This window comes from Thermotoga neapolitana DSM 4359, from assembly GCF_000018945.1.
Lineage (GTDB): Bacteria > Thermotogota > Thermotogae > Thermotogales > Thermotogaceae > Thermotoga > Thermotoga neapolitana.
This window is the reverse complement of record NC_011978.1, coordinates 418,706-431,709: the sequence shown is the minus strand read 5'-3', so window position 1 is coordinate 431,709 and position 13,004 is coordinate 418,706. Positions and strand designations below refer to the sequence as shown.

Below are 13,004 nucleotides of genomic sequence, written 5' to 3'. Positions count from 1 at the left end.
TATGCTGGTTCTCACAAGAAAGGTCGGAGAAAGGATCGTGATCGGTGATGATATAGTTATAACTGTTCTTAAAATCGAGGGAAATTCTGTTAAAATCGGAATAGAGGCACCAAAGCATGTGAAAATTTTGAGGGAAGAACTCTACGAAGAACTCAAAAATGAGAACGTAAAGGCAGCCAGCGTATCAAAGGACGATCTCAAGGAGGTATGGAAGAATGATAAAGGTTACAAAAGACCTGGTCCTTCATCTTGAAAATCTGGCAAGACTCGAACTTTCTGAAGAACAGAGAGAAAGCCTCATGAAGGATTTTCAGGAGATACTCGATTATGTGGAACTTTTGAGTGAAGTGGACGTTGAAGGTGTGGAACCGATGTACACACCGGTCGAGGATGTTGCTGAACTCAGAACAGGTGGGCCCAGATTTTTCGAGGGTAGAGATCTCATAAAGAAAAACTTCCCCGAAGAAAAAGACGGTCACATAAAGGTTCCCGGGATTCATCGGTGATGGACTGGAGAGCGGCTGAAGACCTCGCGTGTGACTTTTTAAAAAAGAAAGGATACAGGATTCTGGAAAGAAACTACCGAACAAAGTACGGAGAAATAGACATAATAGCGCGCTGTGGAAAAGAAACCGTGTTCGTGGAGGTCAAAAGTGGGAGAGGAAAGGTGGATCCCCTTGAAAGGATCGATATGAAGAAGGTTCGAAACATAGAGAAAGCGGCAAAACTGTACATGCTTCAGAAAGGATTGAAAGGACCTGTGAGGGTGGATTTTGTGAGGGTAACACCGAAAGGGATTGACCACTTTGAAGGTCTCTGGCTGGGGTGAGAGAGTGAAGATCGTGGCCACCAACAAAAAGGCCTACACGGACTACGAGATTCTTGAGACGTACGAGGCGGGCATCGTTCTCACCGGAACCGAAGTGAAGTCTCTCAGGAACGGTTCAGTCAATTTCAAAGACTCTTTCTGCCGGTTCAAAGATGGAGAACTGTATCTTTTGAACCTCCACATACCACCGTACAGTCATGGCGGAATACACAACCACGATCCAGAAAGACCCAGGAAACTTCTTCTTCACAAGAGGGAACTCAAAAGGCTCATGGGAAAAGTGCAGGAGGAAGGAATCACCATAGTCCCCTTGAAGATATACTTCAACGATAGGGGAATAGCGAAGGTAGAGATAGCCGTTGCACGGGGAAGAAAGAAGTACGACAAGAGAGAGGCGATAAAGAGAAGGGAGATGGAAAGGAAAATAAGAGAGTACATGAAGTACTCCAGATAACTGTGGTATACTCATGAAGAGAAAAAACAGATCCACAGGAGGTCGTGATCATGGCAAAAAGGTGTGAAGTGTGCGGAAAGGCGCCCAGATCTGGAAACAACGTGAGTCATTCCAACAAAAAGACCGGTAGATGGTTCAGACCGAATCTTCAAAAGGTACGAGTCGTGCTCCCGGATGGAACCATCAAGAGAATGCGAGTCTGCACTTCTTGCTTGAAAGCCGGAAAGGTGAAGAAATACGTAGGTCAGGTTTCGGAGGTGTGAGCGGGCGTTTCGCCCGCGTTGTTCATGACAATAAGATTCAGAACACCTTTCTGGTACAAGTTTGCCTTGCTCGCCTTATGGGTTGTGAGTTTTGATCTCACAATTTTCCTTTTATACAAACCCCTCTTGGCTCTTCTGAGGTATCTCTTCCTGATTCTGGATATAATCTTTGGTGTATGGGTACTTTCCATATTCAAAAGAGAAATCGTCGTCGATCAGGAAGCAGACGCGTTGAGATTGGGAAAAAAAGTCTTCAGGCTCTCTTCGGTGAAGAGTGTAGAGAAGAGAGCTCTATCTGTAGTTTTTTATTTTGAAGATGGGACATCTTTTGTTTTTCCTCATCCTGTTGAGGACTTCGACTTTTTGAAGAAATTGATCGTCGAGAAAGGAAGTGAGTGAATTGAAACTGGGAGATCTGATGCCGAAGGATCTGCTTGGTCAGGAACTCTTCGTTCAGGATCTCAAGGATCACATCAACGACAACGTCGAAATCGTTCTGAAAATTCGAAGCAAAAAGCTTCAAGAAACTAAAGACAACAAGAAGTTTCTGATAATGACCCTGGAGGATCGAACAGGGGCGGTGAGGGCCGTTGACTGGTACAACGCTGAGTTGAACGATCAGAGGTTGAAAGAAGGAAGTGTCGTCAAGGTGAAGGGAAGGGTCGTTTTCTTTGAAAACAGAATCCAGATAAACGTAGAAAACGACTACAACGCCATCAGGGTTTTGAAGAAAGATGAATACGACTTCTCGAAGTTCGTGGCCCAATCGAAGAAAGATCTTGAGGTTATGAAGAAAAAATTGTTCTCTTTGATAGATCAGATCAAAGATCGAGATTACAAAAGACTGTTGAGGGCATTTTTCGTAGAAGATGAGGAGTTCTCAGAAAAGTTCTTCAAATCGCCTGCGGGGATGAGGGTTCATCATGCCTACATAGGAGGACTTCTGGAACACAGCCTTACGGTTGCAGAAATATGCAGGGAAATCAGCAGGTATTATCCGGTGGATCGTGATCTTCTCATAACCGGGGCTCTTCTCCACGACGTAGGGAAGGTGAGAGAGTACGTTGTGACGGAGTCTGGAATCGATGTGACCACGGAGGGAGAGTTGAAGGGGCACATATCGATAGGTGCCATGATGGTGAGGGAGAAGGCAAAAGAACTTGGCCTTCCTGAGAAAAAGGTGCTGGAGGTGGAACACATCATCCTTTCTCACCATGGAGAGCTGGAATGGGGATCTCCCGTCGTACCGAAGACCATAGAGGCGTTGATCGTTCACCATGTGGAAAATCTTGACTCAAAACTTGCAAGGTTCTTTGAAATCATAGAGAACGCCGATTCGGATCAGGTGTGGACGGAGTACGACAAGAATCTCAAAAGAAGGATATTCATAAGAGGTGAGGAGTTGAATGAGTAAAAAAAAGAAGTACATAATAGTGGAATCTCCGGCGAAGGCAAAGACGATAAAGGGAATTCTGGGGCCCGAGTACGAGGTTTTCGCTTCGATGGGACACATTGTGGACCTTCCAAAGAGCAAATTCGGTGTTGATTTGAAGAACGACTTTGAACCACAGTTCACCGTGATAAAAGGAAAGGAAAAGATCGTCGAAAAGATAAAGGCTATTTCGAAAGTGGGAGAGATATTCATCGCCTCCGACATGGACAGAGAAGGTGAAGCCATCGCATGGCATGTGGCCAGACTCACGAACACCCTTGGAAAGAGAAACAGAATCATCTTCTCTGAGATCACCCCCAGGGTCATAAAGGAAGCGGTCAAAAATCCCCGGAAAATAGATATGAACAAGGTTCATGCCCAGCTTGCAAGGAGGATTCTGGATAGAATCGTTGGCTACTCTCTGAGCCCTGTGTTGTGGAAGAATTTCAAATCCAACTTGAGCGCCGGTAGAGTACAGTCTGCCACTTTGAAACTCGTGTGTGACCGGGAAAGGGAAATACTGAGATTTGTACCGAAGAAATACCATCGCGTTGTCGTTAAGTTCCATGGTCTGGAAGCCGAGATGATAACGAAGGAAAAGACCTTTCTGGAAGAGGATGTACTCAAAGAGCTGCAGTCCATAGAGGAACTGGTTGTGGAGGAAAAGACCGTCTCCAGAAAGAAGTTCTCACCACCGGATCCCTTCAAGACCAGTTCACTCCAACAGGAAGCCTACGCGAAACTGGGTTTTTCTGTAGCAAAGACCATGTTACTCGCCCAGCAGCTGTACGAAGGAGTGGAGACGAAAGAAGGTCACATCGCTTTCATCACCTACATGAGGACGGACTCCACCCGAGTTTCAGACTACGCTAAAGAGGCCGCTCGTGAGCTGATAGAGAAAGATTTTGGAAAGGAATACATCGGAACTGGAAGAAGAAAAAAGAGCAGGACTGCCAGGATACAGGATGCTCATGAAGCCATACGCCCTACGGATGTTTTCATGACGCCCGAAAAGATCAGCAAGTATTTGAACCCAGATCAGAGAAAGCTTTATGAACTGATATGGAAAAGGTTCTTTGCTTCTCAAATGAAACCCTCAGAGTACGAAGAGACTCGCTTTGTGTTGAGATCGAAAGACGGGAAATACCGATTCAAAGGTTCGATTCTGAAGAGGATCTTCGATGGTTACGAGAGAGTATGGAAAACGGAGAGGAACGTCGGTGATTTTCCCTTCGAAGAGGGTGAGATCGTAAAACCGGTGGAAGTGGAGATAAAGGAACTGGAAACAAAGCCAAAACCCAGATACACTGAAGGTACTCTGGTGAAGGAAATGGAAAGACTCGGAATAGGACGCCCCAGCACGTATGCATCTACGATAAAACTTCTTCTTTCCAGAAAATACGTGAAGAAAATCAGGGGATACCTCTATCCCACGGTTATCGGAAGTGTTGTCATGGACTACCTGGAGAAAAAGTACGCCGACATCGTGGATATTTCTTTCACCGCCGAGATGGAGAAAGAACTCGACGAGGTAGAACAGGGAAAGAAAACAGACAAAGTAGTTTTACAGGATTTCTATCGAACCTTTTCAAAGGTCTTCAACGAGAACGACAGGATCATCATCAATTACCCAACGGATCAAAAATGTTCCTGTGGAAAGGACATGGTTCTTTCTTTTGGAAGGTATGGGTTTTACCTGAAGTGTGAATGTGGAAAAAGCAGAAGTGTAAGAAACGATGAGGTTGCCGTCATAGAGAACGGAAAGATGTTCATCGGGAGGAAGAACGATGAAGATAGCACTTCTGATGGGGGGAACGTCAAGAGAAAGAGAAGTCTCACTGAGAAGCGGAGAAAGGGTAAAAAAAGCTCTTGATGCTCTGAGGTACGAATACGTCGTCTTCGACGTTGGCAGAAATTTCCTGGAAGAGGCTCCAAAGTTGAAGGAGTTCGACCTGGTGTTCAACGTGCTTCACGGAACGTTCGGAGAGGATGGTTCACTCCAGTCCATACTGGATTTCCTCGGGGTTCGGTACACGGGTTCTGATGCGTTCTCCAGCATGCTCTGCTTCGACAAACTTCTCGCCTACAGATTCCTGAAGGATTTTGTTAAGATACCGAATTTCGTCGAAGTCAAGGAACACATCGATTCATCTCCTGTTGGTTATCCCTGTGTGGTGAAGCCACGAAGAGAAGGTTCCAGTATCGGTGTTTTCATCTGTGAATCGGATGAGGAATTCCAGAGGGCGCTGAAAGAAGATCTACCGCTCTACGGCAGTGTGATCGTTCAGGAATACATCCCGGGGCGAGAAATGACGGTATCGATAATAGAGACCGAAGAAGGTTTCAAAGTTTTACCCATACTGGAACTGAGACCAAAGAGAAGGAAGTTCTATGATTACATCGCGAAGTACACAGAAGGTGAAACGGAATTTCTGCTGCCAGCCCCGCTGAAACCAGAAGAAGAACAGCGAGTGAAAGAAACTGCCCTCAGGGCATTCACTGAAGCAGGCTGCAGGGGCTTTGGACGTGTGGATGGAATCTTCTTCAACGGAGAGTTTTTCTTTCTCGAGATAAACACAGTCCCGGGACTCACCGAACTCAGCGACCTTCCCGCGAGTGCAAAGGCAGCTGGCATCGAATTTGAGGAGTTGATAGATATAATCATAAAGAGTGCCTTTTTGAAAGGAGAGTGAGGCCATGAGGTTCATAGAAAAGATGATACCTGAAGAATCTCCGATCCAGTTGCTCGTTGGTCTTGCTAGGCGTGGAGAAACAGCGGTGGTCCTGCTCAAGGATGCTATCCAGGACTATTTTGAAAAGAAGTTCGGTGAAGGACACCTCAACCGTGTCATCGATCTGGAGAGAGATGCTGACCAGTTGAAAGCGAAGCTGAAGAGAATTTACCAGAAGATCAAATACTCCTACTTCGAAAAGGATGATTTCCTCTACATAGTGCACAAATCGGACGAAATACTCGACATCGTGAGAGATGTGGTCATTATGCTCGACATGAACAGAGTTGATGATGTGCCAGAGGAAGTAAAAGACCGCTTCCTGGAACTTGTTGACAGTGTTCTCAGCACGATCAGAGAAACGGTGGAGGCTGTTGAGCAACTGAAGGTTCTGGCAGAAACGGATTTCTCCCCGATCGAAGAGGAGAAGGAAAGGAGGGAAGTGTTTGACGTCTCAATGGAGGAAAGAGAGGTGGACACCATCTCCAGAGATCTTGGAAAGAAACTCTACTCTTTGAAGAATTCCATGAATCCGGTCGATCTCATCTTTCTGAACAAGATAGCACGTCTTGTCTCGAAGATTGCGGACCAGGGAAAGGACATAACAAAGAGGATAAACTCTGCAATTTTGAAATAAAGGAGGGAGTGTCGTGTTAATACTCGTTGTGGCTGGAGTTCTCGGATTCATAATGGCGTTCTCCATAGGAGCCAACGATGTTGCAAACTCCATGGCGACTGCTGTGGGTGCCAGAGCCATCACCGTAAGGCAAGCTGCTTTGATAGCCATGTTCCTTGAGTTTCTGGGGGCTGTGATGTTTGGATCTCATGTTTCGCAGACGATAGTGAAGGGAATCGTGGAGATCGAAAGGATACAACCGGTCGAACTCATGTACGGTTCTCTTTCGGCGCTGATAGCGGCTTCTCTGTGGATCCTGATCGCCACAAACTGGGGCTATCCCGTTTCCACGACGCACTCGATAGTTGGTGGCATGCTGGGATTTGGAATTGTAGCAGCGGGTTTCGATGGAATAAACTGGAAGGTGTTTCTCTTCATAGTCCTGTCCTGGATCATTTCTCCTCTCCTGGGTGGAGCACTGTCCTTTGTCGTTTTCAAACTGATCTCTTTCACCATATTTCACACAAAAAACCCGAAAAGATCCTCTGTTTTCGCCGTTCCCTTTTTCATATCTCTGGCCATCTTCACCATGGCATCCCTCTTTGTGAGGAAAACTCTGAAACAACCATTGTCTGAATCCTTGATCTTGGGATTGGTCCTCGCCGTAGTGACTTTTATCTCACTGCATTTGATCGTCAAGAGATTGATCCGAAACAGCAAGAACGAGTACGATGTGGTAGAAAATGTATTCAAACGTGCTCAGATTCTGACCTCTTGCTATGTTTCTTTTTCGCACGGTGCAAACGACGTGGCAAACGCTGCCGGTCCAATAGCCGCAGTCATGATGGTTGCATCAACGGGTGTTATCCCCAAAACCGTTGAAATTCCCTTTCTGGCACTTGCTTTGGGTGGAATCGGTATCTCCATGGGGGTTTTCTTCCTCGGGCAGAAGGTCATGGAAACGGTGGGTGAGAAGATAACCACCCTGACGAACTCAAGGGGATTCACCGTTGACTTTTCAACCGCAACGACGGTTCTTCTTGCGTCCTCACTGGGTCTTCCTGTTTCCACCACGCACGTGGTCGTGGGAGCGGTCACCGGTGTTGGATTGGCCAGAGGGCTTGAGGTTGTGAACGTCGGTGTTCTCAAGAACATAGTTATTTCCTGGTTTCTGATCGTTCCCACCGTCGCTGCGACCTCTGCGGGTGTGTATTCTATTTTGAAACTCGTGTTAAAATTCTAATGGGGGTGTAAAGATGAAGATCGTGACCACCACACTGGAACTGAAGGACAAGGTAACAATAGCATCAAAGGCACTCGCAAAGAAATCGGTCAAACCGGTTCTTGCTGGCTTTCTCTTCGAGGTGAAGAACGGAAACTTCTTCATCTGTGCCACAGATCTTGAAACGGGTGTTAAGGCGTCAGTTAACTGCGCCGAGATTTCTGGGGATGCTCGATTTGTAGTGCCAGGGGATGTTCTTCAAAAACTTGTGAAGGTTTTGCCGGATGAGACCACCGAGCTTTCCCTCGAAGGAGACAATCTGGTGATCACGTCGGGAAGTACTGTTTTCAGGATAACGACCATGCCGGCCGATGAATTCCCGGACATTGCTCCGGCGGAATCTGGAATATCCTTCGAAATCGACACATCACTTCTGGAGGAGATGGTTGAGAAAGTCATATTTGCGGCGGCGACAGATGAGTTCATGAGAAACCTGAACGGTGTGTTCTGGGAGCTTCACAAAGGTTTTCTCAGGCTCGTGGCAAGCGACGGTTTCAGATTGGCACTGGCTGAGGAGCAAATAGAAAACGAAGAGGAGACGAACTTTTTGCTTTCTCTGAAGAGCATGAAGGAAGTCCAGAACGTTTTGAACAACACAACGGAACCGACGGTGGTTGTGAGATACGATGGACGAAGGGTTTCCCTCACAACGAACGATGTTGAAACCGTGATGAGAGTGGTGGACGCGGAGTTCCCCGATTACAGAAGAGTGATACCCGAGACCTTCAAAACGAAGGTGGTTGTTTCGAAGAAGTCCCTTCAGGAGTCTTTGAAAAGGGTGATGGTGATCGCCAGCAAGGGAAGCGAATCCGTGAAGTTTGAGATAGAAGAGAACACGATGAGACTTGTGAGTAGGAGTCCGGACTACGGTGAAGTCATCGATGAGCTGGAGGTTCAGAAAGAGGGTGAAGACCTCATCATAGCGTTCAATCCGAAGTTCATAGTGGATGCTCTGAGGCGCATTGAAACGGAAGAACTGGAGATGAACTTTGTCGACTCGACCAGTCCCTGTCAGATAAATCCTCTCGATATCTCCGGCTACATCTACATTGTCATGCCCATAAGATTGGCATGAGGTGAGAATTTGAGGCCAGACGATGATAGAGTCTATGACATCATAGTGGTGGGTGCCGGTCACGCCGGTATAGAAGCGGCTCTGGCTTCTGCTCGAATGGGTTTCAGGGTACTGGTGCTCACTGTGAATCCCGACACGGTAGGCTGGGCTCCCTGCAACCCAGCCATAGGTGGTCCCGCAAAGGGTGTTGTTGTTCGTGAAATAGACGCTCTCGGGGGCGAGATGGCCAAAACCACCGATGAGACGATGATCAACGTACGAATGCTGAACGTGAGCAAAGGACCGGCTGTAAGAGCTCTGAGGGCTCAGATAGACAAGATCTCGTACAGCAGAACCATGAAAAGAAAACTCGAAACCAACCCGAACATTGTTTTGAGACATGGAATCGTTGAAAGGCTTCTTGTGGAGAAAGGCAAAGTCGTCGGAGTTGTTGACAACTACGGGATAGACTATCTTGGGAAGGCCGTTATCATCACAACCGGCACGTTCTTGAGGGGAAAGATATTCATAGGTCGATCGGTTTTTCCTGCAGGTAGAATGGGGGAGTTTCCGGCCGCAAAACTCACGCAGAGTCTGATCGAACTGGGTTTTGAGGTTGGAAGATTCAAAACGGGCACTCCCGCTCGGGTCTTGAAGCGCAGCATAAACTTTTCTGTCATGGAGAGGCAGGACACGTCAGATGAGCCCCTTGCATTTTCTTTCTTCAGCGAGCCAAAAGTCCTTCCGAAAGATTATCCCTGCTGGCTGACCAGAACAAATCCCGAAACCCATAACATAATAAGGCAGTACCTGGAATTTTCGCCACTCTACGGAACGGTAAAACTCATAGAGGGTGTTGGACCAAGGTACTGTCCATCGATAGAGGACAAGGTGATCAAATTCAGGGACAAAGAATCCCATCAGGTCTTCGTTGAACCAGAGGGCAGAGACACGGAAGAGTACTACCTGAACGGTCTGAGTACGAGCCTCCCGTATGAAGCCCAGATAAAGATGATAAGGAGCGTGAAGGGACTAGAAAACGCCATCATCACACGACCTGCTTACGCCATAGAGTACGACTACATAGATCCAAGGCAACTCTATCCAACACTCGAGTCAAAGATCGTGGAGAACCTGTTCTTCGCAGGGCAGGTGAACGGAACGAGCGGCTACGAAGAAGCGGCCGGGCAGGGCTTAATAGCCGGTATAAACGCCGCCTTGAAGTTGAGAGGGGAACCTCCCCTGATTTTGAAAAGATCGGAAGCCTACATCGGAGTTCTCATAGATGACCTGGTGACAAGGGGTGTCGACGAGCCCTATCGACTTCTCACCTCAAGGGCAGAGTATCGCCTTCTCTTAAGACACGACAACGCTCACCTCAGACTGGCAAAACACGGTTATCGTGTTGGATTGATCCCAAAGTGGTTCTACGAAAAGGTGCTTAGTCTGGAGAGAAGAGTCAAGGAAGAAATAGAGAGGCTCAAAAAAGTTGTGATCAAACCTTCAGACAGAATCAACGACATTCTGATGGCCGAAGGCACAACTCCTCTGAAAGAAGCAACCTCTCTCTACCAGCTCTTGAAGCGACCAGAGTTGAGTTACGAGGTGCTGAAGAGATTCGATCCGAATCCCATAGACGATCCAGAGGTTGCGGAACAGGTGGAGATCAACGTGAAGTACGAGGGATACATCCAGAAGATGTTTGAAGAGGTGGCGATATTCGAAAAGTACGAAAGTTACGAGATACCTGCAGACATAGACTACGACGTTGTTCCAAACCTCTCCACCGAGGCAAGGGACAAATTGAAGAGGATCAGACCAAGATCGATAGGACAAGCCATGAGGATCCCGGGCATCAATCCTTCCGATATATCCAACCTCATCATCTACCTGGATGGAAGGAAAAAATGAGACTGGATAGATATCTTTCAAACAGGGGAATAGGAACAAGGAAAGAAGTAAGGGCGTTAATAAAACACGGAAGGGTAACCGTCAACGACAGAACAGTCCTCGATCCCGCTTACAAACTCTCGGATAAAGATGTGGTGAAAGTCGATGGAAAGGTGATCGATCTTCCCGAAAAAGTTTACATCCTCTTCTACAAACCTGCCGGCTACGTTACAAGCACCAGAGATCCTCACTCGGAAACTATCATGGAATTCTTACCGGATATAAAGGGTATATTCCCTGTGGGAAGACTCGACAAGGATGCAGAGGGGCTTCTTCTGGTGACCAACGATGGTGAGTTCGCCCACAGGGTGATCTCTCCGAGATGGAAGGTCGAGAAAGAGTACGTGGTCAAAGTGGAAGGAGAGATAACGGAGGATAAACTGGAAAAACTGAGAAGAGGTGTGAGTTTAAGGGATGGTTTCTTTGCAAAGGCAAAACACGTGGAGAAAATCTCGAATGATACGGTGAAGATCGTCATAACGGAGGGGAAGTATCATCAGGTGAAAAGAATGATGGCGGCGGTTGGTTTGAAAACGATCCATTTGAAGAGAGTCAGAATAGGTGGACTCAGACTTCCCCAGGAGATGAAACCGGGTGAGTACAGGTTCCTCAGCGAAGAGGAGGTGAGGCAGGTCTTTGAAGGAAACGATCAGAAAGAAGATCGAACTGGCACCGGATGATCCGGGAGTTTACCTGTTCAAAAAGGGTGAGACTCCCATATACATAGGAAAGGCAAAGAGGCTCTCTTCCAGACTGAAAAGTTATCTCAATCCCTCCTCGGAGAAGGTTGAAAGGATAGTGGAAGAGGCGGACGATCTGGAGACGATCGTGGTAACAACCGAAAAGGAAGCGCTTCTTCTGGAGGCAAATCTCATAAGAAAATACAGGCCAAAGTACAACGTTCGACTGAAAGACACGGAGTTTTACCCTTACATCCGGATATCGAATGATGACATCCCCTATGTGGAAATCGTGAAGAGAAGGCTGAAGGATGGTACCTACTTCGGCCCCTACACGACGGTCCGTTTTGTTCGAGATCTTCTTGAGACGCTTCAAAGGATACTGGGTTTTAGAACGTGCAAGTTCGATCTGAACAGGGTGAAAAGACCCTGCTTTCTTTTCCATCTGAAAAGGTGTGTTGGACCGTGTGCTGGTAACGTTGATCAGCACGAAGAAGCGATAGAGAAACTGAGAGACTTCCTCTCTGGAAACATGCGGGACGTTTTCGATTATCTGCGCAGGAAGATGGAACTTCACAGCAGGATGCTGGATTTTGAGAATGCTGCAAAGTACAGGGATCTGCTTTTGAACCTTTCGAGTGTTCTGGAGTCGCAGGGAGTTGCTTTTGAAGAGAAGATCAACTGTGACGTTGTAGTTCACGCTCAGGGATTGTTCGTGGTTTTGAGGGTAAGGGATGGTTATCTGATAGGAAAGATCTCCTTTGAGATGGAAGGAGGAAACCTGGACGACTTCATAAGAGAATACTACGTGTCTGGAAGGGGAGATGTGCCAAATTCTCTCGTAGTGGAAAGCGACCTGGAAGAAATGGACTACACCTCACTGGGTTTCCAGTATGTTGGAAAACCTCGATCTCAGCTGGAAAAGGATCTGCTGGAAAAGGCCAGGAAAAATCTCGAAACCGAGCTGAGTATGAGAGGGCTTAAAAAAGAAGCACTGAAGGAGTTGATGAAACTGTTGAACCTGAAAGAATTCGTCTATAGAATAGAGGGAATCGATGTTTCTCATCTTCAGGGCAAACACACCGTTGCTTCCCTTGTGGTGTTCGAGGATGGCCTCCCGAAAAAGAGCGAGTACAGACGGTACAGATTGAATCTGGAACGGCCCGACGATTACGAAGCTATAAGGGAAGTTGTAAGAAGACGGTACAGCAAACATCCTCTTCCGAACCTTCTGTTCGTGGACGGTGGAAGGGGACAGGTAAACGCTGCCCTGGAAGCGTTGAAAGATCTGGGAAAAGCATGTCCCGTTGTTGGTCTTGCGAAGAAAGAGGAGATCATCGTGACTGAGGACAAAGATATCGTACTCCCGCAGGATCATCCTGTTTTGAGGCTTCTCATTCAGGTGAGGGACGAAACTCACAGATTCGCCGTCAACTACCACAGAAGAAGAAGGGAAAAAGAGTCTCTCAGATCTGTTCTGGACGAGATTCCTGGAGTGGGTCCTATCAGAAAAAAGAAGCTTCTTGAGCACTTTGGTTCCATAGAGAGCATTCGCTCTGCTTCTGTGGAAGAAATAGCAAGAGTAATAGGAAGCGCTGAGGTGGCAAGGAGAATTCTGGAGAGATTGTAAACTTTTAGTAAAAAGTCCAATTTTTTTCTTTGTGATATCCAAATCCGCTTCTGATGCTGGTTCTGGAATTCAAAATCTTCGA

Annotated in this window: 15 protein-coding genes; all 15 read left to right on the top strand. The window is 47.0% G+C overall.

The features are described 5' to 3' along the window. Position 1 precedes the first annotated feature (1 nt). The 15 genes from csrA (at position 2) to uvrC (ending at position 12,922) form a co-directional block, all read left to right on the top strand. Positions 2–253 carry a carbon storage regulator CsrA gene (gene csrA / locus CTN_RS02135; protein WP_015918930.1) on the top strand — a complete coding sequence of 84 codons (252 nt, stop codon included), beginning with the start codon at positions 2–4 and terminating at the stop codon, positions 251–253. Next, positions 216–506 carry an Asp-tRNA(Asn)/Glu-tRNA(Gln) amidotransferase subunit GatC gene (gatC, locus tag CTN_RS02130; RefSeq protein WP_038066640.1) on the top strand — a complete coding sequence of 97 codons (291 nt, stop codon included), beginning with the start codon at positions 216–218 and terminating at the stop codon, positions 504–506. Before csrA ends, gatC begins: the two co-directional genes overlap by 38 nt. After that, entirely contained in the window at positions 503–829 is a 327-nt protein-coding gene (locus CTN_RS02125) for a YraN family protein (RefSeq protein ID WP_038066638.1), read from the top strand. Before gatC ends, CTN_RS02125 begins: the two co-directional genes overlap by 4 nt. Positions 830–833: 4 nt before the next feature. Continuing rightward, positions 834–1,283 carry an SsrA-binding protein SmpB gene (smpB, locus tag CTN_RS02120; protein WP_174872576.1) on the top strand — a complete coding sequence of 150 codons (450 nt, stop codon included), beginning with the start codon at positions 834–836 and terminating at the stop codon, positions 1,281–1,283. A 50-nt stretch (positions 1,284–1,333) separates the two neighbouring features. After that, positions 1,334–1,546: a 50S ribosomal protein L28 gene (gene rpmB, locus CTN_RS02115; RefSeq protein WP_038066635.1), complete on the top strand. Its 213-nt coding sequence runs from the start codon at positions 1,334–1,336 to the stop codon at positions 1,544–1,546. A 126-nt stretch (positions 1,547–1,672) separates the two neighbouring features. Continuing rightward, complete coding sequence (locus CTN_RS02110) at positions 1,673–1,945, top strand: hypothetical protein (RefSeq protein ID WP_236681735.1); 273 nt, start codon at positions 1,673–1,675, stop codon at positions 1,943–1,945. A gap of 1 nt (position 1,946) precedes the next feature. Then, a complete protein-coding gene (locus tag CTN_RS02105; protein WP_041437470.1) occupies positions 1,947–2,960 on the top strand; it encodes a 3'-5' exoribonuclease YhaM family protein in 1,014 nt (337 codons plus the stop codon). Beyond that, positions 2,953–4,851, top strand: coding sequence for a type I DNA topoisomerase (topA, locus tag CTN_RS02100; RefSeq protein ID WP_015918923.1), 1,899 nt, complete (start codon positions 2,953–2,955; stop codon positions 4,849–4,851). Before CTN_RS02105 ends, topA begins: the two co-directional genes overlap by 8 nt. Continuing rightward, positions 4,766–5,671 carry a D-alanine--D-alanine ligase gene (locus CTN_RS02095; RefSeq protein ID WP_038066631.1) on the top strand — a complete coding sequence of 302 codons (906 nt, stop codon included), beginning with the start codon at positions 4,766–4,768 and terminating at the stop codon, positions 5,669–5,671. Before topA ends, CTN_RS02095 begins: the two co-directional genes overlap by 86 nt. A gap of 4 nt (positions 5,672–5,675) precedes the next feature. Next, positions 5,676–6,347, top strand: a complete 672-nt coding sequence (locus tag CTN_RS02090) for a DUF47 domain-containing protein (RefSeq protein ID WP_015918921.1) — start codon at positions 5,676–5,678, stop codon at positions 6,345–6,347. A 13-nt stretch (positions 6,348–6,360) separates the two neighbouring features. Further along, a complete protein-coding gene (locus tag CTN_RS02085; RefSeq protein WP_015918920.1) occupies positions 6,361–7,569 on the top strand; it encodes an inorganic phosphate transporter in 1,209 nt (402 codons plus the stop codon). Between the two features lie 13 nt (positions 7,570–7,582). Then, positions 7,583–8,683 (top strand): DNA polymerase III subunit beta, encoded by a 1,101-nt coding sequence (gene dnaN / locus CTN_RS02080; RefSeq protein WP_015918919.1) that lies wholly within the window; start codon positions 7,583–7,585, stop codon positions 8,681–8,683. A 9-nt stretch (positions 8,684–8,692) separates the two neighbouring features. Beyond that, positions 8,693–10,573 carry a tRNA uridine-5-carboxymethylaminomethyl(34) synthesis enzyme MnmG gene (mnmG, locus tag CTN_RS02075; protein WP_015918918.1) on the top strand — a complete coding sequence of 627 codons (1,881 nt, stop codon included), beginning with the start codon at positions 8,693–8,695 and terminating at the stop codon, positions 10,571–10,573. Continuing rightward, positions 10,570–11,292 carry a pseudouridine synthase gene (locus CTN_RS02070; RefSeq protein WP_015918917.1) on the top strand — a complete coding sequence of 241 codons (723 nt, stop codon included), beginning with the start codon at positions 10,570–10,572 and terminating at the stop codon, positions 11,290–11,292. Before mnmG ends, CTN_RS02070 begins: the two co-directional genes overlap by 4 nt. Continuing rightward, on the top strand, positions 11,249–12,922 hold the full coding sequence (gene uvrC / locus CTN_RS02065; protein WP_038066627.1) for an excinuclease ABC subunit UvrC: 1,674 nt from the start codon (positions 11,249–11,251) through the stop codon (positions 12,920–12,922). The genes CTN_RS02070 and uvrC overlap by 44 nt, the downstream gene beginning before the upstream one ends. Positions 12,923–13,004 lie beyond the last annotated feature (82 nt).

What these genes read in the sequence shown, in the direction of transcription:
- csrA (WP_015918930.1), top strand. Translation starts at nt 2, where the DNA reads ATGCTGGTTCTCACAAGAAAGGTCGGAGAAAGGATCGTGATCGGTGAT.
- gatC (WP_038066640.1), top strand. Translation starts at nt 216, where the DNA reads ATGATAAAGGTTACAAAAGACCTGGTCCTTCATCTTGAAAATCTGGCA.
- rpmB (WP_038066635.1), top strand. Translation starts at nt 1,334, where the DNA reads ATGGCAAAAAGGTGTGAAGTGTGCGGAAAGGCGCCCAGATCTGGAAAC.
- topA (WP_015918923.1), top strand. Translation starts at nt 2,953, where the DNA reads ATGAGTAAAAAAAAGAAGTACATAATAGTGGAATCTCCGGCGAAGGCA.
- CTN_RS02095 (WP_038066631.1), top strand. Translation starts at nt 4,766, where the DNA reads ATGAAGATAGCACTTCTGATGGGGGGAACGTCAAGAGAAAGAGAAGTC.
- CTN_RS02090 (WP_015918921.1), top strand. Translation starts at nt 5,676, where the DNA reads ATGAGGTTCATAGAAAAGATGATACCTGAAGAATCTCCGATCCAGTTG.
- dnaN (WP_015918919.1), top strand. Translation starts at nt 7,583, where the DNA reads ATGAAGATCGTGACCACCACACTGGAACTGAAGGACAAGGTAACAATA.
- CTN_RS02070 (WP_015918917.1), top strand. Translation starts at nt 10,570, where the DNA reads ATGAGACTGGATAGATATCTTTCAAACAGGGGAATAGGAACAAGGAAA.